The following is a 20,192-nucleotide window of genomic DNA, read 5'->3' as shown; positions in this document are numbered from 1 at the left end:
TTTTTTTTCGCACTCTTTTCGCCAGCACCTGGCAAGCTGAAAGATGACACCGCAAGAAACAGCCCTGGCGTATCTGTTTCCACCCTATCGCATCACTACCTGGGAGGAGCTCCAGGCAGCGCTCGTGATCCCCCCTCCCGGATTCCAGAAGGACGATATGGCACGCCTGGCAAGGTTGGTCAGGGGCCTGGAGATAACGGTCGCGCCTGCCTTAGCGGCACTTCGCCCGAGGATCCGCCTCAAGGCCTACCAATTGCGTACCACGGAGCTCGTGCGCATTCCCCGCATGCAGGTCAGAACGACCGCTGCGTTGGCTCTGGAGCAGAACGGCGCCCTCTTTGCCCCGTACTCCGCCTCTCTTGAGCGCATTGCAGGCGCCCGTGAATTGGGTTCCTTCGTGGCGGGTGTAGCCGGAAGCGACGAAGGATCGGCGCTCTTCTCCGACGACGTGCGAGCCAAGCTCAGCGCGTACCTCGATCCGCACCACCTCCTCGTTCGCGTTCTTGCCACTCACCTGCGCGCGTTGTGCAAGCGCCTCATCGAAGGTGGGGTGCACGATGCGCAGCGCATAGCCGCGCTCCGCACCCTCCTGCTGGCGTACACGGCATTTGGCCTGGGCAACGAGGATGTGCTGGATGCGGTGCGGCAAGGGCTGGCCGAGGGCAAAGAGTCGGTTGCCTTCCAGAATGTTGTGGCCGAACTTCTTTTTTGCCGCGTGCCCAGGATACTCTACACGCGTCTGCTCCGGCCGCAGGTGCCCATCGAGACTTTTGTGCGCCGTCTTGAAAAGGTTGACCTCACGGTCTACCAACGGAATGCCCTGACCTCGATGGTGCGCCGAGCAGTTGAGCCGGAGAACGTTGCCCGCAGGCTAGGCGCCGCTGAGCGCGCGGTGCGCATCTTCCGCATTGACGAGGGCGAGAAGACGCGCCTCTTGGGAATGTTGCGCAATCTGCGCATCGAGCTTACCAGGGCGCGGCAACTCTACGAACAGTTTGTTCTCGAAAAGGACCTGGTGCCGCTGAGCAAGGTCTACCGGCCACAATCCTACGGGGTGAGGGTGCACTTCACCACGCAGATCAGGAGCGTGCTATACCGAAAGGACTTCCTGGACCTTTACCCAACCAAGGACTATCTGGACCTTTTGAAGGGGTCTATTTCCGGCGACTGTAGCTCGGGGGCGGACTTGGCACGGCGGCACCTGGCCGAGCCCCGCTTCTTTAACATGCGCCTCTTCCGCGGCCGCAAATGGGTCGGCAATGTGTACTGCTTGGACTTTGGCGATGTGGCGCGAGCCCTGGTCATTGACCGTATCCAGATCCCACGCTCCACCCAGGCCCACTATCTGCAATTCTTCCCACTGCTGGCGAAGGCCCTCAGGCGTTCGTTGCGGCGCAGTACCTATCGCTACGTTCTGGTGTCCAACGTCATCAGCAACCACGACCACATTAGAAAGCTCTTTGCGGCATATGTGCGCTCGGCCCGCCCCGCACGAATAGAACTCCCTGCCCCGCCAGGCTTGGCGGCGAACTTCGAGTGCTTCAGGGGCGGCAAGCCCCGCTTCCTCGTGCTCGTGGATATGTCCCAGGCAGAGCCCTCTTAGGCCGACGGTGCGGCGCGCCCGGCCGAAAAACTTGTGGCATTTCTGGACAGAGAGTGATAACTTTGAAGCAGTCAAGCGTTTTGCACAGAAGGCTTTATGGTTGCTCGATGCGAAGCGAAAAGGGAGGAGAGGCTCATGGCATCACTGCTGGAAGGATTGAAGCCGACGGCACTGTGGCGGCACTTTGACGAGATCCGCACGATCCCCCACTGCTCAGGCAACGAAAAGGCACTGGGCGACTATGTGCTGGCAGTGGCGGCAAGACATGGCTTGGCGGCGGAGAGGGATGAGGTGGGAAACATCGTGGTACGCAAACCGGCATCGCCTGGGCACGAGCAGGCGGAAACGGTCATCTTGCAGGGCCACCTGGACATGGTCTGCGAGAAGAACTCCGACGTGGCCCACGATTTTCGGCGAGACGCCATCGAGCTCCAGCTCGTCGACGGCTGGGTGACCGCCAAGGGGACCACCCTCGGTTCGGACAACGGCATCGGCGTGGCCGCGGCATTGGCAGTCATGGAAGACAGTTCCCTCGTGCATGGCCCGCTGGAGTTCCTCTTCACGGTTGACGAGGAGACAGGCCTGACCGGCGCGCGGCACATCAAACCAGGCTTTTTGAAGGGCAAGAAGTACCTGAATCTCGACAGCGAAGAAGAGGGGGTTTACACCATCGGCTGCGCCGGCGGGGCAGACTCGGTGCTCAAGCTGCCGGTCAGCTACGTGCCGGCTCCAATAGGGGAGGCGTTGAAAGTCCATGTCAGCGGCCTGCGCGGTGGGCACTCCGGATTGGACATCAACACTGGTCGCGCAAATGCTCTGAAGGTGCTGACGCGCCTCTTGTGGCGGGCGGATGGTGTGTACGAGTACGCCGCAGCCGACTGTGGGGGCGGTAACAAGCGCAATGCCATCGCCCGCGAATCTTGGACGGACGTCGTGGTGGGTAGGAACAGCGTCGAGGATTTCACCACGCGCGTCAACCGTCTGGCCGAGGCGATCAAGTTCGAATTCCGCACTGTTGAGCCGGGTCTGCAGGTGCGGGTCGAGAAGCTGCCGCAGGCGCCGGCGCGTGTCTTGGACAGCGCCTCCTGGCAGCGACTGCTCAATGCGCTGTACGTGTTGCCCCACGGCGTGCTGGCCATGAGCAGAGAGATCGCCGGGCTGGTGGAGACCTCCAACAATGTGGCCACCTTAGCCTGCAACGAAACGCACGCCGTCATCCAAATGAGCAGTCGCAGCTCGGTGATGTCGGCCCTGGAGGCCGTGCGCAACCGCCTCAAGGCCTTTGCTGAGCTGGTGGGGGGCGAGATTGAACAGCCCGGCGGTTACCCCAGTTGGACGCCAAACCTGCAATCGCCCTTGCTGGCGGTGATGCAGGAGGTGCACCGCCGGGTGTTCGGCAAAGAGGCCGAGGTGACGGCGGTGCACGCCGGCCTGGAGTGCGGCATCATTGGCGAAAAGTTCCCGGGCATGGACATGATTTCGCTGGGTCCCACCATCCAACACCCGCATTCGCCTGAGGAGCGCGTCAACGTCGCCTCCGTGGAAAGTTTCTGGAAGCTTCTGACGGCTGCCTTGGCCCGCCTCGCCGAGGCATAGCCAAAGCGGGTGGCGCTCCATGGTGCGCGTGGGTCGCGAACTTCTGGTGCAGGCCAAGGCCTTCCTGTGTTGGGACCGTCTCCCCGGGCTTGCGGTGCAACTTGTGGAGGTAGATGGCCCGGTCTCCTACTTCTTCGCCCCGCAAGCAGAGCGCGGCGCGGTGGTCCTATTTGTCCCGCGAGAACAAGAGCACAGCGAAGAGCTCTACCTTCTCTTCCACGAAGCGGGCCACTACCTGCAGTATCGCGAGCTCGAGAGGCAAGGGCACATTGCGGAGTACTGGCGCCTTGTGGACCTGCCGCTGGGGGGAGAAAGGTTGGCTTTTGAAAGGGACGCATGGGCGCGAGGGCGGGAGCTCTTGCAAGATTTTGTGCGCACCCATGCTCCCGAACGGCCGGAGTTGCTCGTCGGGTTTGACGCCTGCGCCAGGGAAAAGGTCGCCTCCTATGGCCTCACCGAGCGCGCCGTGCGGAGTTGACCCTGTGCTGGTGCTCCCGCTTGCCCGAACCTGCACCTCGGCGGGGCGGCACGAGGGCAGGGGAAAGGAATGCACTACGCGAGTCTGGCGCGGGCGCTCAGCGTTTCTCGGTGAACCTGATGATGTGGCCGTCGGGGTCGACGATCTCGAAGTAACGCCCCAGGCGCGACTCGCGCGGCGTTGTCAGCACAGGCGCCTTTTTCTTAGTGCGGAGTTCGCTGTAGGCGCTATCCACATTGGCCACGCTGAAGCCGAAGGCGAAACCATGTTTCACCGGGCGTTCGTCGGCCAGCTCCGGGCGCTCCAGCTCGACGCACAGCTCGATGCCACCGAGGGTGAAGATGCAGAGGTCTGGCTCGCGCAACTTGACGCGTGCGCCCAGCACATTGCGGTAGAAAGCGACCGAGTCCTCTATCGACCTAACTGCCAGTAGGATGCGGTCCAGCGAGTCGGGCATGGCCGTTTCCTCCTTTCGTGAGTGAGGGTCATGCCGGCGCATGGACGACCTGGGCTGCCAGCCTCTGCCGGAACCCAGGGTGCGCCCTCGTGCCAAGGAAGGTTCATCGAAATGTTGCTGCGCGCGACCTACTCTTATTGTACGAACTTTGCGCGTCAAAGTCAAGCTTTTTCTCGCCGCGAAGAGGGGGCTTCGCCAAGGGTGCGTCTTGTTGGCGCCCCCGAGCGCGCGGCAACCCCTGGCAGGGTACAGGGCAGGGGGCTGCCAAAGCAGAGGCAGGGGAGGTACACACCCGAAAGCCTTGCTGGCCTTTCCCGGTTGGGGGCGAGAAGCCGACGGAACGACACTTTTGCGGCGCGTCACCTGAGGCATGAAGTGTCAACGAGTTCCGTTGCGCGGCGGACTTGAAAGATAGCCCGGGGTCGGTAGAGGCGTAGGGGAGTCTCCCGCACGATGAACAGGATGGCGCAGCGCACTTTTCGCGGAACGCCTGCGGACAGGGTGATGTGCGAAGAATAGGATCGGCTCCAGTAGCTTTGGAACGGTAACCAGGAGGAAGGTCTATGGAGAAAACGGCAAGAAGCTGGGCGCGCGTCGCGTGCATTCTTGCAGGGATGGCCCTGATTCTGGCCTCCTGCGGAAAGGCCCCCGAGGCCAACTTGGCCGCCAAAGCGGCAGAAGTGGACAGCGTGTGGGCCAAGGGGCTCAAGGTGTCGCGCAACTACGACAGCCTGCGCACGGTGCAGATGGACCTGGCCAGACGTTACACCGAGCGAGTGCGACTTCAGCGGGTGCAGGGCGAAGACCTCCTGGCGCTGGGCTCGCTCTACCAGGTGCTGGGTGATTACGTCAAGGAGCAACAGGCGCTGGAGAAGTACCTGACCGTTCGCGGGCAGAAAGATAGCCTGGCCGCAGTGCGCCTGCTGCAGAGCTACCTCTTCGCCGACAGTCTGCACAAGGCGGAAGCATTCGCTCAGGAGAAGATGCCTGCCCTGGGCCTGCAACCGGATTATGGACAGTGCCTGGGCTTGGCCTACGGCTTTTTCGACGAAGGAGGCCTGGAGAAGGCTGAACTCTGGGTGGACCGCGCCATAGAAAAGGCCCCCGACCAGCAGCGCTATTCGGCCGTCAGCTTCAAGGCAGAAATTGCCGCGGCCCGCGACGAGCTGTCTCGCGCCCTGCGCCTGCTGGATGAGGAAATGAAGGCGACCCAGGACGAGCGGGCGCAAAGCTACCTGCGCGCCACGCTGACCAGACTCCAGCTGCCAGGCAGACCGGCACCTGCCTTCGCAGCCAGCGACTGGATCGACGGCCAACCCACTACCTTAGCAGCCCTGCGCGGCAAGGTGGTGCTCCTTGACTTTTGGGCGCCTTGGTGCGGACCGTGTCGCGCCACTTTTCCCCACCTGAAAAAGTGGTATGCGGAGTTCCACGACAAGGGACTGGAGATTATTGGCCTCACCAAGCACTACGGCCGGTTCAACCAGTTAGAACAGAACCTCAAGGGCTTGTCACCACAGGAAGAACTGGAGTGGATAAAGAAGTTCAAGCTCCACCACGAGATCCCCTTCCCATACGCGGTGGCAAACGAGCAGCAGGCAAAGCGCAACTTTGACGCCTACGGGGTAAAAGGCATCCCCACCGTCGCGGTGATCGACCAAAGAGGGATAGTGCAGCTCATCGTGGTCGGCTCGGGCGAGAACCAGGCCCAGAAGATCGAGACGAAGCTCAGAGAGCTGCTCAAGGTGTGAGGAAATGCGCGCGGGGCGTTCTGTCCCTCTCTGTGCAGAGCGCCCCGAGCACATCTGGTGCGGAGACGAGCGGACCGCGGCGCTTGAGTGGCTCGTCAGCGGGCCGGCGGCGGTCGTTCACCACCCTGTCTGTGCTCGCCAAGGCTCAAGGACAAAATTGTCCTTGAATAGCCCCATGGCTCGAATCTGGTAGGTGCGATAGGCCGAGTCACTCTCCGCTAAGGCAAAGCAACTGGAGCTGTACCCCGACGAGTAACGATTGTAGGCACCGACTATCTTGTTCAGGAGGCTCGGGCCGTTGTCCGGGTTGCTGCGCGCCTCTAAGTAGCAATAGTAATAGTGCATGAAGCCGTAGTAGAGGGTGCTGGAGATGGAGCAGTAGCCGTTGCTGTCGAAAAAGTTCTTGTTCAACAGCACCTTCTCGTCAAACGAAGATCGTGCCAGTTGGGTGATCCCCCAGTCATCCAACTTGTTGTAAGAGCCACCGCTCACGACCACGAAGAACCAGTCTTTGTAGCGCAGGTAGTGTTGCCATCTGCTCTCCTGCCAGGCTAAGGCCTTGAGGGCGCGCAGGAAGAGTTCCCGCTCTGTGCCTTGTAGCAGGTCGCCGAAATCGGCAAGCAACCTATTCCCAATGTTGGTGATCAGCGTATCCACGGCGCGGTAGTAGGCGCGGCGCCGCTCCGGGTCCTGCCATTGCTCGGGGGTGAGGGCAAAGTCCAGCTCGATCATCCCCTTGCACTGGCCGGTGATGTCGGCCCAGGCGGTGCCGCGGTCGGCGCGGATTTCTGGCCGCAGCTGCCAGCGGTCAAACAGGTCAAAGACCCGCTTCTTGGTGCCGATGCCTTCCTGTTTAAGGCTGGATGTGGGAAGGGCCAGCGTGTCGTCGCGGGGCGAGCCGGAAAAGTCGCGCAGCCAGCGGCTTGCCGGTTCATTGAGCCATGGGGCGGGCGCTGCGCGCGTGGTGGCCACCACGTCGGGGTGAGGCGCAGGGCGTGAGGCCAGCTCACCTCGGTGCGCGGCGCACTGCACAACGCTCAATGCCACCAGCAAGGCGGCGGGCAGGCCAAGGTGCCTGCCCGCGCGGAGAAGTTCGCTTCTTCCTGGGCGCAAGCTCGTCTCCTTAATCATTGCTAACTTGCCGGCTGAGCGGCGTCCATCTGGCTGAGCAATTGCGCGCGAGCCCTGGCAGAGGCCAGGGCTCGCCTGGGAGCAATCTGCCGGCAGCCGGGCTCAGTAGCTCATGCCGAACGTGAAAAGGTGGACGCTGCTGAACAGGCCAAAGTCCTGAAACGCGTAATCGATGCGCATTGTGGAGCTGCCGACCTTCTGCCGCACGCCGATGCCCGCCGTCAGACCGCGCTCGTCATAGTTGCCCATGTACCCCGCGCGTACCAGGAGCACCTCGTGGAACGTGTATTCGGCTCCTACTTTGAGTTTCTCTTTGAAGTCACGCGGGTGGCGCGACTCAAAGCCCAGGACGAGGTCATGCCCGTTGAGCTCAGGGACCAGGAACGACAGCGGATTGACGTTCAGCGCAAAGCTCACTGCAAACGGCAAGGGGAATTTCTCGCTCTCGTAGCGGATTTCGCGAGAGACGTTTTGGATGACGGCGCCGAAGCGGATGCCGTGATAGGCAAAGTCATAGACCGCGCCCACATCCACTGCCGGCTCACCGTGCGCGTAGGACTTTTGCGCGATCCGCAAGTTGGGGTCGTCCACGTCGGCGCCGGCAGTGGCCACCCAAGCGTCGCCAAGGTCCTGGTAGGCGTACTTGAGATGCACGCCGTAGGAGAAGCGGTCGCTCACCCGTTGTGCAAAGGAAAGGCCGACTGCCCAGGCGGATGGCGAGAATACGCCCGTATCGATGAAACCTTGCTCGTTGTCGGCGCGTCGGGTGCCGTAGAAATCGCCATAGTCCATCATGATGGCATCCAAACACAGTGTGCCCACGCGGGAAAGCTGTAACGCCGCGGCCGCCGAGGTGTGATTGATGTCGGCAATCCCTTTCGTGTAGTTGAGCGCCACATCCCATCGGCCGTCGATCCAAGGCAAGCCGGCAGGATTCCAGAAAACGGCGTTGGCACTGCGAGCGGCCGCCACGCCCAGACAGCCGCGTCCTACGGCCTCGGCAGATATGGGATTCTCCAAGAACCTGAACCCCACCTGGCCTTTCTTGATAATCTGCCCTTGCAGGGGTAACGCCGCGCAAAGCGTCACCGCCATCATCAGCAACACCAGTCTGCTCTTCATGGTTTCTCCTCGCTCTTGCCGCAAAAGGCTGCCAGGTTAACGGACCAGCACAAACTTGACGAACTGGTCAGGGAGCTGGCGGCCATTGACGTCTTCCGCCTCAGTGACCGCAAGGATGTAAATGCCGCTGGTCACATACTGATTGGCATCGGTCCGCTGATCCCACACCTCTTGGTCCGTGCCAAAGTGGTCGATGCTGGTGATCTGGTCACCTGTCTCGGTGAACACGCGCAGCTTGCACTTGTAGGGCAGTTGGGTGAACAGGATGCGGTCGGCAGTGCCGGGGAAACCAAGGCCACCCGCCTTGCTCGTTGCTGGGTTGGGCACCACGCGCACGCGCTCGGTGGTGGCCAGACCGGCCTTGAAGGGTATGGCGGGCATGGCCGAACGATTGGCAAAACGCGAGCTCTCCAGCTTTTGCCCCGGGAAGAGGCCGTCACGATTCTGAGTGGCGTTGTCCACCGCGGTCACCGCGTAGTAGTAGCTCACGCCGCGCGTGACGTCGTTGTCGATGTACGTGGTCTCGTTGCGGTTGGTGGTCTCGTAAATGAGCTGCCAGCGTTCGCCACTGTAGGCGTCCTGAGGATCACCCACGAAAGAGGCCCCTTTCTTGCGGTACACGCGCCAGGCATACCAGTCGTCCACGCCCGTGTCGGGGTCCTTGAAGTAGGACGGATCGGGGTATGACCATTTGACCACGACCCGATCGGCGTCGCTGATCACCTCCAGATCCGGCGGAGGCGGCGGGTCGGGAATGTCCAGCCCGCGGTTCCACGCCCAGTACGCCCGATCCAAGACCTTGAACAGCGAGTCGCGCCCTGTGAGTACCCAGGCGTTCTTTTCCTCATCGGTGAGCTGCCCGCGGAACCAGGCCTTGCCTATGCTGTCTGCCATCTCCCACGACAGTGAGCCCACGCCGATGGCGTAGACGACGGTGATGGAATCGTAGCGACCGACAGCGGCGTTCTTGGTCAGCCGATAGGGCCCCACGGTGATGAAGCGCATCGGGCCCTTTTCCGGACTGGTGGCCCACCCTTCGGTGATAGCGTCTTTCGGGAACTTGCCGCGGCTATCGTGACCGATGTAGGTGTCGCGCAGGCCAAAGTCGCGCCGCCCCCAAAGGTCCTTGACGATTCCGGCGTGCGGCATCGCGTAGGGCTGCGTAGGATCATCGGCCGGATCGGTGGGCGAAGTGCAGGCGTAGAGCAGCGCATAGCCGGGCACCTGCGGCGACATCAGGTGGCCGGTGGTGCGATCTGGGTCGCCCGTGTGGTCCCTTCTGCCGTTGGGATAAGCGGCACTTCCGCCAAGGGTGGAGTCCCAGTAGTAGGCCACCTTCAGGGTATCGCGGGCCCGACCTATCACCAGCTGTGACTTGCGCGCGAACCAGCTGTCCAAATCGTCTTCCCCCTCGTAGGCGAAGTGGCCGAACACCTCGTACTCGCCAGCCTTGGAGGGACCGAAGCTGAAGGCCACCGGCCACCAGAGGCGAATCGTCTGATCGGGGAACACATCCTCCGGGCCTGGATTCTCAATCGGCCGCCTGGTTTCGCCCGTGAACTTGTAGGTGCCTTTCCAGATGATGTAGTCCTGATGATTGGGGTTGCTGAAGGCATAGACCTCCACGTGCGTGCGAATGCCCCAGAAGGGGAGGATATCCTCCCAGACGGCGGCGATGTCCGGCTTCAGCTTGGGGTCCACCTGCCAGCGATACTCGCGGAACAATGGCACGCCGTCGACGGTCACATAGGGCGGGCGATAGCGGCGGATCTCCTGCGACCAGTCGTTCACCCCGTTGCTTACAAAAGGGGTAGGGATGATCTTGCGATTGCCCTTCTGGTCCACACAGCCGCTGTCATCCAGGCAGATGGGGTTGAAGATCTGGTAGAGCAGTTGCGCGTGCCACTGGTCCTGGGGGTAGAAGAAGATCTCGGTCTTTTCTGGGCCAGTGCCGGTGAGCATCCAGCTGTACTGCGTGGTGAACTGTCCCTCGCCGTTCAGCTTCTTCATGTCGAGCTTGATGGCGTTCACATCGATGAACAGCGGGGGGCCATTGTAGTCCTTCTGCGACCACAGGGAAGGCGCGCTGCTCCAGAGGAACAGGCTCGCGAGCGCAAAACAGAACAACTGTCGCCTCATCGTTGCTTCTCCTCATTGGTCATCCGTAGGCAATAGTCGCCCAAAGGGGCTCCGGCAATCATCGCACGATCACCACTTTCCTGGTGAGAACCGTTGACGACGCCTGCAGCCGGCACACGTACGTGCCGCTGGCCAAGCCAGACACGTCGACGGGCATACGCTGTTCCCCGGCGCCCCATGCTGGCGCCTCGCTCTCCCACACCATTGTTCCACAAATGTCGTAAAGCTGGAGCCTTGCCATACCGGGCTGCGGCGAGTTGTAGAGCACGGTGAGAGAAGCATTACACGGGTCGGGGTAGCAGCGCAAGAACGGCCCTGCCGGCCTGCCTGGTTTCTGCGCTACCGCAGTGGGAGTGAGAAGCCTGCGGCCCAGGGTTGCCAAGAGGACCTGCTGGCCGCCGATCACGTCCTGCCCCAGCGCCCAGACAATCGCTCCGCCAAGCCCTTTGCTTTCGATGTACGCGCACTTGAGCGCCACCGAGGCCGTATCGTCGAAGGTCAGGAGCATCGTGCCATTGGGATTGGTGAGGTAGGGAACTCGCGCTGCCTCATCCCAGTGATACGTCCAGCCTGCGAGGGCGAGGGCCGCTGCGCCGCTGTACCATAGCTCGCCGCCGCCAGTGCTGGGACTGTACAAGCCCGTGGCATTGAACAGTCGTCCGTACAGCGGGACGCCGATGAGCAGCTTCTCTTTGGGCAGTCCGAGGGAAAGCAGAAAGGTTACGGCCTCGTGCACCGAGCCGCACCGGTCTCCGCCAGAGGGATAGAGCGGCGCATTGTGCCCGGCGTGCGCAGTCCAGCTGCCGTGAAAGTCGTAGGTCATGCACCCGAACCATTCCAGATGCGGGGCGAGGGCGAGATAGTCGTACTGGCCTGCCGTCCAGGATCCTGCGGGCACCGCCATGGAGAGCAGCCTGGATGGGGTCATGCCGACCAGGGCCTGGTGCAATTCGCTCACCAAGGCCGTCAAATTGCCGCGATCCGAAAGCGTCGGGTACTCCCAGTCGAGGTCCACGCCATCGTAACCGTGTGTCTGGCACATGTCGGTGACCGCCCTGACGAAGCGGGCCCTGCGTGCCGGGTCTGCAGCCATCGGGGAAAAGCCGTCCGACTGCCCCCAGCCGCCAAGGGAGAGGAGCGCCTTCTTGCCGGCGCCGTGCACGGCCGCTACGAATCCCCGCGGATCAAACTCGGGGGAGGAAGCAATGGTGCCGTCGGCGTTGGGCCACGCAAAAGCATGGGCCACGTGCGTCACCCTGGCAAAATCGACCGCCGCAGGGGGAAAACTCTGCTGCACCCAGGAAGGGTAATAGCCCACGACCATGCGCGTTCCCGCCAGCGAGGAGCTCGCCAATGCACAGCTCAGAAGTGCGCCACTCAAGACCAGTGCGGCGGGGTGGACACTCCCTTGTTGCCTGGACAGATGCAAATGGCCCTCAGAGGTTGATGCGCAGCCCGAGGAGCACGCGGCGCGGGTTCAGGAACAAGGGCGCCGTGAACCAACCGATGTCGATATAGTCCTTGTCCCACTCGCCCAACTTGTCGTTGCCGTGCTGCTCTCCGCTCTCGAAGGGCAGGTGCAGCGAGTTTTTGTACCGGTCAAACTGGGCGGTGCTCATGTTTTGGAACGACAGCCGCTTCTGGTTGAAGAGATTCTGCACCGTCGCCACCAGCTCGATGTTCACCCCGGCGATGCGTACCATCTTGGCGGCGCGCAAGGCGGCGTTGGAATAGTCCACCACCTCGATGCGGTGTTGCTTTTCCTCAGGCTCCTGCGGATTGATGATCTGCCGGCCGCCATCCTGCCACTCGAAGAAAAAGTTGACGTAGATGCCGGCCAGCGGCCAGAGCCCGTACAGGCGTGGTCCCCAATTCATGGGCGTGTGCAGGTTGATGTTGGCATGGGCAAGCGGCCTGGGGTCGGTGGTCACAATGTTCGGCCACCGCTCCTCCTCACTGGCGCGCAGACGGTTTTCGTACACGTAAGCCAGCCCGGTGCGGCCAGTAGTCTGCAGGCGGTACTCATAGTTGCCCCAGAAGGTGAAGAAGCGACCGAGCCGCTTCTCCAGGCGCAATTCCGCGCCCCTGATGTCCTTGTAGAAATCGGGGAAATACTTCTGCACCGTCTGCTCTTCCCAGTAGTCCACATAGGAGCGCGACAGCGGCTCATCCTTCACGTCTTTGTAGTAGAAGGTGACGTTGAACAAAAAGTCCTTCCAGAAGTTCTGCTCGTAGCCGAATTCATAGGCAACCGTGCGCGCCATGGTCAGGTCAGGACAGGGCACATTGGTGGCGCCCGGCATCACCGCTTGATTGTAGAGGAAGGTGGGATTCGCCCGCTGGTAGAAATGGCCGTAGTTGAAATAGAGCTTGCTGTTCACGGTTATCGGGAAAGAGACCCCCACGCGCGGCGAGAGCTTCAATTGCGTCTTGTTCTCCGTGGCCGGCCAACCGGGCGGCTCATCTAACATCTCGCGGAACTTGACCCACTTTTCCCACGAGCCGAACTTCCCTGGCAAGTACTGGTAGACCAAGTTGAAGAAGTTAGCATAGTCCTGGTCCAGCGGATGGGCAACCAGATACGCCTTCTTGTTGGGATTGAAGTAGTCGGCCCGCACGCCTAAGGTGGCAATCATGCCCTGGAATTCGAGTTTGTCCTGGAGGTAGGCGCCTATCTCCAGCGGCTTGGCCGTGTAGTACTGCCAGGTGTCGGGCGTCCAACTTTGCTCCGACTGCAACCAGGTGCCAGAGTTGACCGAGATGTGGTTGAAGTCGACACTGATGCCGGTCTCCAGCTGGTGGTGCCGGCCTAATTGGGCGGTGAGGTCGGCCTTGAGGTTCGCCGACCAGGAGTAGGAAGAGTCTGCAGCCTGCAGGCCGCCGTACAGCCAAAACATGTTGGTGATGTCGGTCAGCCAGTTGGTGGAGCCGTTGGGAGTGCCCTTGTTCGGCGCATCCAGCACGCGGTAGGTGCTGTCCAACATGAACCAGGCATCGGCGCGCGAGGTGTCCAAGGCGAAGGGGGTGAGTTTGTTGTCGGTGTACCCCACCTGCAGGTCGACTGTGTAAAAGGCCTTGGGCGACAGGGTGTGCGTCAGCTTGGCGCCGCCGACGAGCAGGCGTTTGTCGTAGAACTGCAGGCGGCTCTTGTTGAACATCTGCACGAAGCCGTTGCTCCCTCCGAGCAGGGCGGCCTGCTGGGCCACGGAGACCTCGGTGCTGCTGAGGAAGTTGAAGCGGCTGGAGTTATCGATGAGCGCGCCGCCGAAGGTGCTGGGCCGGCCGGCGGTCAAGGTATTCACCTCGGCGTACATGCTGTTCAGGGACAACTTTATGCTGGGGCTGAAGGTGGTGGTCAACTTGAGCTGGCCGTTCCAGTCCACGTAGTTGTTGCGCGGCCCAAGGGGAAAGGCGAATTGCGTGTCTTCGTACTTGAACCCAGCCAGGAAGGTGGTGCGGACCAGAAGGGCCCCCACTAGTGGCAAGCCGCCACCCGGCACTGGACCGGTGAGCGTACCCTCCACGAAGACGTCTGGCTTGTCGGCGAAGCGATACTGCGGGTGTTGCCGCTTCCACAATGCCAGCTTCTGCTCGGGCGTGAGCTTAGCGTTGCGGGGGATGCCGATGGCCTCATAGTTGCTCCTGCCTTCATTCTTGTGTTTCCACCCGCGGAAGTAGCGCAGCTCCTCCGGCACCGTTGTGTCGCCGATGGTGCCCTTCCAGGCGTAGCCTTTTTCGCTCGTGTCGGCAAAGACCCGATAGATCCACGACTCGTCGCTCCAGGGGTTGACGCCGAAGAACTTCTTCTGTCCGCCGGGCGTGGCATCCATGCGCAGGGACAACGAGTAGCGGTCGCGCCGCCCCTCCTTGGTCACCACGTTGACCAACCCGGAGCGGAAGCCGCCGTACTTTGCCTGGAACCCACCCGTGAGCACGTGCAACTCTTCCACGGAGGTGGAGTTGAGCGAGAGGTACGAATTCTCGGAGCGCGGGTCGCGCAAGGAAATGCCATCGATGCGCACGTCGGTCTCGCGGATGCCCCCACCGCGGATGCTGAGGCCCTGGCCGTCATTGTCGGCCACCAGCTGCACACCCTTGATCTTGTTGACGAACTCGTCCACGCGCAGCACCGGGGTCTCTGCCAGTCGCTGAGTGAGGATAATCTCCTGCGTGCCCGCCACATCGGCGCGGATGGGTTCCCGCTCTGCCACCACCTCGATAGCTCCCATCTCCAGCACCTGGGTGCTGAGGGCAAAATCCACCGTGGTGGTACGGTCCAAGTTCACCCGCACCTGTTGCTTGAGCAAGGGCCCATAGCCCATCATCCTGGCCCTTATGTCATAGGTGCCAGGGGGGACATTGAGGATGACAAAGTATCCCTCCCGGTCGGCTGCGGCGCCAAGTTTCAATTCCAGCGGCACCGGCCGACCCGCTTGCCAAATGCTTTCGACGATGACGTTGGCACCAGGCAACGGCTCCTTGGTCTGGGCGTCGTAGACTCGACCGGCTATCTTGCCATTTGCTGCTTGTGCAGGTGGGCACATGCAAATCAAAACCAGTGTCACCAGGCCGGTCAGTGAGACCAGCCAACCCTGCGCAGTACGCCTATGCACCATATGTGATCCCTCCGTGCTGTGGAGACGATTGCACTGTAGCTTGCTCCCTGTGGAGGAAGGAGCGAGGAGGATTACTCCCTCTCGCGTGGGGTCTGTCGATGGTGTCGTCGCACCCAATATGTGAGCCAAGGTCGCCTCTCGCTTTTCTGGACGCCTTGTTCTCCCGCGGTGCGTGGCCGGGGTCCGGGAGACAAAGACGAGCCACCACTGGGCCGGCCGCCGCGTGCAATATAATCACAGCGGGGGCAAAAGTCAAGTGTTTTCTGCGCCGGATTGCGTTCGGGGTGGAGCAAAAGCTGCTTCCGCGGCACGGCTGGGCAGCGAGGGCTGCTGAGAAGCGAGCGCCCCCACATGACGGCAAGAGAAAGGTGCCCTGTCGGTAGAACGCCCCTCGCGGCGTTGGGCCTTTTTCTTCTTGCAATCGCCCAGGCGTTTTCTTATATTGTCACCAATTCGTGGGAGTGGCAACAAAGAAAGAGCGAGGCGGACCAAGGTGACTCCCGTCGTGTTAGCTCTCGACCTGGGTGGCACCAAGTTGGCCACGGCCCTTTTCACCGAGGAGGGCCAGGCGCTGCGCAAAGACATCGTGCCCTTGCAACAGAGGAGCGGTCGCGAGGTCGGCGCCCTCATCTGCGCCCAGATCAACGCTCTGCTCGAGGCAGCGGAGGACGGCGGCTATCTGCCGCAGGCCATTGGAGTCTCGGTACCGGGCATTTACTACGCTGCCAGCGGTCGGGTGTGGGCGCCGAACATCCCAGGGTGGCAGGAGTACCCCCTCCTTGAGGAGATTAGCTCTTTGCCGGCTACATCGCGGCTGGTGGTGACCATCGACAGCGACCGTGCCGCCTACATCCTCGGCGAGACGTGGCAAGGCGCGGCCAAGGGGTGCCGAAACGCCATTTTCTTGGCGGTGGGCACGGGCATTGGCGCCGGCATCCTGGTCGACGGCCACCTGCTGCGGGGACACGGTGATGTGGCCGGCGCCATTGGCTGGTTGGCCTTGGACAGGCCCTACCGCCCTGAGTATAAGGCGTGCGGCTGCTTTGAATACTATGCTTCGGGCGCAGGCATCGCCTGCCTTGCCCGCGAGCTCCTCGCCCGCGAACCCGATTATCGTGGCCCATTGCGCGCAAAGCCCGCGGAGCAGCTCACCGCGCCGGATGTCTTTGCCGCCTTTGCCCAAGGAGATGGGCTGGCCATTCGCGTTCTTGACCAGTGCATCGCTTTTTGGGGCATGGCAGTGGCTAACCTGGTGAGCCTTTTCAACCCGGAGCAGATCATCTTCGGGGGCGGGGTCTTTGGCCCGGCCGTGCAGTTTTTGGAACGTATCGCCGAAGAGGCACGGCTGTGGGCGCAGCCCATCAGCATAACCCAGGTGCGGCTGGTGGCCTCCGCGTTGGGTGGCGAGGCAGGACTCTATGGCGCCGCCCGCCTCGCCTGGCTGGCAGCCGGAAAGAAAACATGGTGAGGAAGTCATGAGCTATCGTCGTGCGCAGGTGTTTGCAGCCTGCTGTTTGGGGATGCTGATGTTCGGTGTGGTGCTCACCACCCTGGGCGCCATTTTGCCGAAGGTGATCCCCAAGTTCGGCATCGGCAAGGCTGCGGCCGGCTCGCTCATGGCGCTTCTTTCCTTCGGCATCCTGAGCGGCTCTCTGGTCTTTGGCCCGATCGCCGACCGCTACGGCTACAAGGCCTTGTTGGCCTTTTGCACTGCCCTTCTCCTGATAGGGTTCGAGGGGATTGCCCTGGCGCCTTCCATGGGCGTGCTGCGCGCCTTCGTCTTCCTCATCGGGCTGGGGGGCGGGGTCATCAATGGTGGGACCAATGCCTTAGTGGCCGAAATCAGTGAGGAAGGACGTGGCGCCGGTCTCAACCTCCTGGGGGTCTTTTTCGGCATCGGCGCCACGGGGGTGCCGCTGCTGCTCGGGGCGCTCGGCACACAGACCAGCTACCAGTGGGTCATCGGCATCGCCGGGGCTGCCGTGGCGGTCCCGCTGCTGTTCACGCTGGCCGTGCCTTTTCCAAAGCCGAAGCATGCGCAAGGCTTTCCTCTCCGCGATGCTCTGAAGTTGGTGGGTCAGCCCACCCTGCTCCTACTCGGCGGCATGCTCTTCTTTCAAAGCGGCATGGAGATTACCACGGGGAGCTGGAGCGCGGTGTTTTTGCAGGAAGAGCTTGGCGTCAGGCAAGACAAGGCGGTGCTCTGCCTGGTTTCCTATTGGCTTGGGCTTGTCGGGGCGCGCCTGATTTTGGGTACGATGCTCAAGGCGGCAGCTCGGGCGAAGGTGGTGCGCGTCGCCATGGCCACTGCCTTAGTTGGCGCACTTCTCACCTTGCTTTCGCGCTCAACGGGACTCGCGCTGGTCGGCCTGTTCGTGATCGGCGCAGGATTCGCCGGGCTCTTCCCCACGGTGCTGAGCTTTGTCGGTGACGCCTACCCGAGGTTTTCCGGCACTGCGTTCAGTATTGCCTTTGTGATGGCATTGACCGGCGGCATGACCCTGCCGGCTTTGGCAGGCGTGATCGGCGACGCGCACGGCTTGCGCGCCTCATTCCTCCTCATCCCCATTGGCCTGTTGTGCGCAGGCGGGCTCTTCACCGTGGTGAGTGGCCGCCTGGCGCGCACCGTACAGACGAACTGACAACAGGGAGCTTGCAATGCTGGCTGACATCTGGCTTGGCCACGCACGCAAGGTTATCGATGACATCGCGGCCACGCAACGTGAGAATATTGCCCAAGCGGCGGCAATCATGGCCGAGTCCATCGGCGCAGGGCGCTGGGTGCATACCTTCGGCTGCGGCCACGCCACCCTGCCGGTAGAGGAGATGTACCCCCGCATCGGCGGCTTTGTCGGTTTCCATCCCATGATCGAACTGCCGCTGTCATTCTTCACCCACATTGTGGGCGAGATGGGCGTGCACCAGTTCGTGTTTCTCGAAAGGGTGGAAGGGTATGGTAAGGAGATCATGCGCAGTTACACCTTCGATCCGCGCGATACCATGTGGATCTTCTCCCATTCTGGCATCAACAATGTGAACATCGACGTTGCGCTGGAGGCCAAGAGGTTAGGCATGAAAGTGGTGGCCACCGGTTCGGCCCAGGCCTTCAAGGATGCGCCCACGCGCCACTCTTCCGGAAAGAAGATCTTTGAACTCGCCGATGTGGTGGTGGACACCTGTGTGCCCGCGCGCGATGCGGTAGTCGCGCTGAAGAACCACGTGGACAACGTGGGCCCTATCTCCACCATCGCCTTCACCACGGCGGTGTGGATGATCATCAGCACCGTGGCCGAGATTCTCGTGGAAAAGGGTCACCGTCTGTACATTCATCCCTCGCACAATGTGCCAGGCGACACGACGGCTCGTGAGCGGCTGAGCGAGGCGCTGGCTGAGTACAAGAGGAGGATTGCCGGGGTGTAGCAGAGGGAATGGCTTAGAGGAGCCATGAGCCGCGGGGCGACGTAGGTAGACGCCGCCGTTGCGGCGAATGGGCGCAGCAGCACACGGCCTCCAAGCGCCACGGCAACCTTGCTGTACGTGTAGGCCAACTCTCCAAAGTTGGTCTGTTCTTTCCGTAGGGCGAGCCTTTGGCTTGCCCTATTGTGTTCCTGCGGGATACTGCCAGAGAGAACGTCTTGGGGAGCGGCCATGAGAAAGGGGTACAGGAGCGCAGTGCTCCTGCCACGCCAATCTGTGAGGCATCCGTTCGCCGTGGTAGGGCAAGCCTCCGGCTTGCCAGCAGCCCATGACGAGGCGGGCGCACGGCGGTGCCATGCCCCAACGCGGGGTGTGGCCCGCCTCATTCTCTGCGAAAGCGAGTCTTTCCGCCGACTATCGTGGCCCAGACGGCAAGACCCTCTTCCAGCACTACCAGGTCAGCGTCCGCTCCCACTGCCAGGGCGCCTTTGCGCTGCAGACCGAGCAGGCGCGCCGGGTTCGCAGTCACCGTGTCGATGGCTTGCTTGAGCGAACAACGGGTGAAAAGCTGCAATCGCCGCACCAGACTGTTCAGCCCCATCGCTGTGCCGATGAGCGTGCCGTCTAAGTAGCGGGCGATCCCGTTGCGCGCCTCGTACTCCCTGCCGTTGTAAACGTACCCGCCCTCGGGAAGCCCGAGGGCCTGGATGCCATCGGTGATGCAGACAATGCCCTGCGGGCCGAGAAGGCGCCACGCCAAACGCACCGCCGCCTGATGCACATGCACGCCATCGGCGATGAGCTGCACAGTCACGCCCTTGGTCTCGGCGATGGCGGGCAGGGGCCCAGGCACCCGATGGTGAAAGGGCGCCATAGCATTGAAAAGATGGGTGACATGCCTGATACCAGCAGCAAAACCCTGTGCCGCCTGCTCGTAAGTCGCCGCCGAATGTCCGAATGAGGGCACCACCCCCTTGCCAAGGAGCTCGATGACCAGCGGTATCGCCCCGTTCAGCTCCGGGGCAATGGTCATCATCTTCAGAGCGTCGCCGGTGAGTCGAAAGACCTCGCCCCAGGTACGAGAGGATGGCGGCCCGATGCAGGTGGGACTCATACCGCCGCGCTTATCCGGGTTGATGAACGGCCCCTCCAAGTGAATCCCCAACAGATGCGCGCCTCCCAAGTCTTTGCCAACAGCGCGGGCGGCCACCTCCAAGTGGTGGTTCGGTTTGTTGAAGTGAAAGGCGGTGGTCGCCAAGAAGCTTGTGGTGCCGAAGCGGGGCAGGGTGCGGGCCATGGTGTGGAGGGCTTCCGTTGTCCCGTCCAGCACATCCGCGCCGCCTGCGCCCTGAATGTGCACGTCAATGAACCCTGGCGCCACTACGCGGCCCTCGGCCTCCAGGGTCTCTGCTCCCGGCGGAGCGGAGAGCTTGGGCCCCATCTGGGCAATGCGTCCATCTTCGAGCAAGAGGTCGATTGGCGCGGCATTCCTACGCGCGTCGTACGGCAGGCAATTCTTGAGCAAGAGGCGTTCTGGCATAGGCGTCTCCGATTGGTTCCTTGCGCCAATATAGCCATTTTGCTCCAGGCATGCAAGGTCTTTGTTGCGCTGGCGACAAGAAGCTCCGCGCGAGCCAACGCAGAGGAGCGAGAGCCGACATCACGGGCGTCAACCGCCGCTGGTTCATCCGCAAGGCAAATCCTCCTCCCGCTGCCAAGCGAACCACGTTCTCCCCTGGGAGGGGCACGCCAGCTGTTCCATGCCGAGGCGGGGCTGGTGGCTGTTCGTCCCCGCAGAACGGTAAGTGCGGTGAGGCGCCGCGCCCGGCTTGGCACCAACGTTTGCCGGCCCCGAACTCTGCTCTGCGTGTGCTCTGTGGTC

At 62.1% G+C, this 20,192-nt stretch carries 14 protein-coding genes; 7 read left to right on the top strand and 7 right to left on the bottom strand.

The window, feature by feature from the left end; all coding sequences use genetic code 11:
* The first annotated feature begins 43 nt into the window (after positions 1-43).
* From NUW13_02830 to NUW13_02820, 3 genes are all read left to right on the top strand, one after another.
* Positions 44-1,603, top strand: coding sequence for a hypothetical protein (locus tag NUW13_02830; protein MCR4437965.1), 1,560 nt, complete (start codon positions 44-46; stop codon positions 1,601-1,603).
* A gap of 135 nt (positions 1,604-1,738) precedes the next feature.
* Positions 1,739-3,199 (top strand): aminoacyl-histidine dipeptidase, encoded by a 1,461-nt coding sequence (locus tag NUW13_02825; protein MCR4437964.1) that lies wholly within the window; start codon positions 1,739-1,741, stop codon positions 3,197-3,199.
* A 19-nt stretch (positions 3,200-3,218) separates the two neighbouring features.
* Positions 3,219-3,677: a hypothetical protein gene (locus NUW13_02820; GenBank protein ID MCR4437963.1), complete on the top strand. Its 459-nt coding sequence runs from the start codon at positions 3,219-3,221 to the stop codon at positions 3,675-3,677.
* A gap of 97 nt (positions 3,678-3,774) precedes the next feature.
* Here the strand turns inward: NUW13_02820 and NUW13_02815 are convergent, their stop codons facing one another.
* The gene (locus NUW13_02815; protein MCR4437962.1) at positions 3,775-4,134 is read right to left on the bottom strand and encodes a VOC family protein; all 360 of its coding nucleotides are present in this window, start codon (positions 4,132-4,134) and stop codon (positions 3,775-3,777) included.
* A gap of 563 nt (positions 4,135-4,697) precedes the next feature.
* Between NUW13_02815 and NUW13_02810 the strand changes: the two genes are divergently transcribed.
* On the top strand, positions 4,698-5,885 hold the full coding sequence (locus tag NUW13_02810; GenBank protein ID MCR4437961.1) for a redoxin domain-containing protein: 1,188 nt from the start codon (positions 4,698-4,700) through the stop codon (positions 5,883-5,885).
* 117 nt (positions 5,886-6,002) lie between these two features.
* Here the strand turns inward: NUW13_02810 and NUW13_02805 are convergent, their stop codons facing one another.
* The 5 genes from NUW13_02805 to NUW13_02785 all read right to left on the bottom strand — a co-directional run bounded on the left by NUW13_02805 (position 6,003) and on the right by NUW13_02785 (position 14,893).
* Positions 6,003-6,998 carry a hypothetical protein gene (locus NUW13_02805; GenBank protein MCR4437960.1) on the bottom strand — a complete coding sequence of 332 codons (996 nt, stop codon included), beginning with the start codon at positions 6,996-6,998 and terminating at the stop codon, positions 6,003-6,005.
* Between the two features lie 120 nt (positions 6,999-7,118).
* Positions 7,119-8,138 (bottom strand): PorV/PorQ family protein, encoded by a 1,020-nt coding sequence (locus NUW13_02800; protein MCR4437959.1) that lies wholly within the window; start codon positions 8,136-8,138, stop codon positions 7,119-7,121.
* A 36-nt stretch (positions 8,139-8,174) separates the two neighbouring features.
* Positions 8,175-10,277, bottom strand: coding sequence for a hypothetical protein (locus tag NUW13_02795; protein MCR4437958.1), 2,103 nt, complete (start codon positions 10,275-10,277; stop codon positions 8,175-8,177).
* 58 nt (positions 10,278-10,335) lie between these two features.
* Positions 10,336-11,601, bottom strand: coding sequence for a glycosyl hydrolase family 18 protein (locus NUW13_02790; protein ID MCR4437957.1), 1,266 nt, complete (start codon positions 11,599-11,601; stop codon positions 10,336-10,338).
* A 112-nt stretch (positions 11,602-11,713) separates the two neighbouring features.
* Positions 11,714-14,893: a TonB-dependent receptor gene (locus NUW13_02785; protein ID MCR4437956.1), complete on the bottom strand. Its 3,180-nt coding sequence runs from the start codon at positions 14,891-14,893 to the stop codon at positions 11,714-11,716.
* 505 nt (positions 14,894-15,398) lie between these two features.
* Here NUW13_02785 and NUW13_02780 point away from each other — a divergent pair.
* The 3 genes from NUW13_02780 to NUW13_02770 are packed head-to-tail and all read left to right on the top strand — an operon-like array spanning position 15,399 to position 18,313.
* Positions 15,399-16,361 carry an ROK family protein gene (locus tag NUW13_02780; GenBank protein MCR4437955.1) on the top strand — a complete coding sequence of 321 codons (963 nt, stop codon included), beginning with the start codon at positions 15,399-15,401 and terminating at the stop codon, positions 16,359-16,361.
* 7 nt (positions 16,362-16,368) lie between these two features.
* Positions 16,369-17,535: an MFS transporter gene (locus tag NUW13_02775; protein MCR4437954.1), complete on the top strand. Its 1,167-nt coding sequence runs from the start codon at positions 16,369-16,371 to the stop codon at positions 17,533-17,535.
* A gap of 16 nt (positions 17,536-17,551) precedes the next feature.
* On the top strand, positions 17,552-18,313 hold the full coding sequence (locus NUW13_02770) for a sugar isomerase domain-containing protein (protein MCR4437953.1): 762 nt from the start codon (positions 17,552-17,554) through the stop codon (positions 18,311-18,313).
* Positions 18,314-18,692: 379 nt separating this feature from the next.
* Here NUW13_02770 and nagA read toward each other — a convergent pair whose 3' ends face one another.
* A complete protein-coding gene (nagA, locus tag NUW13_02765; GenBank protein ID MCR4437952.1) occupies positions 18,693-19,850 on the bottom strand; it encodes an N-acetylglucosamine-6-phosphate deacetylase in 1,158 nt (385 codons plus the stop codon).
* Between the last annotated feature and the right edge of the window lie 342 nt (positions 19,851-20,192).

It is taken from the genome of candidate division KSB1 bacterium (assembly GCA_024655945.1).
Taxonomy (GTDB): domain Bacteria; phylum Zhuqueibacterota; class Zhuqueibacteria; order JANLFK01; family Oleimicrobiaceae; genus Oleimicrobium.
The sequence above is the reverse complement of the archived record's forward strand: the minus strand, read 5'-3'. Positions and strand labels throughout refer to the sequence as shown.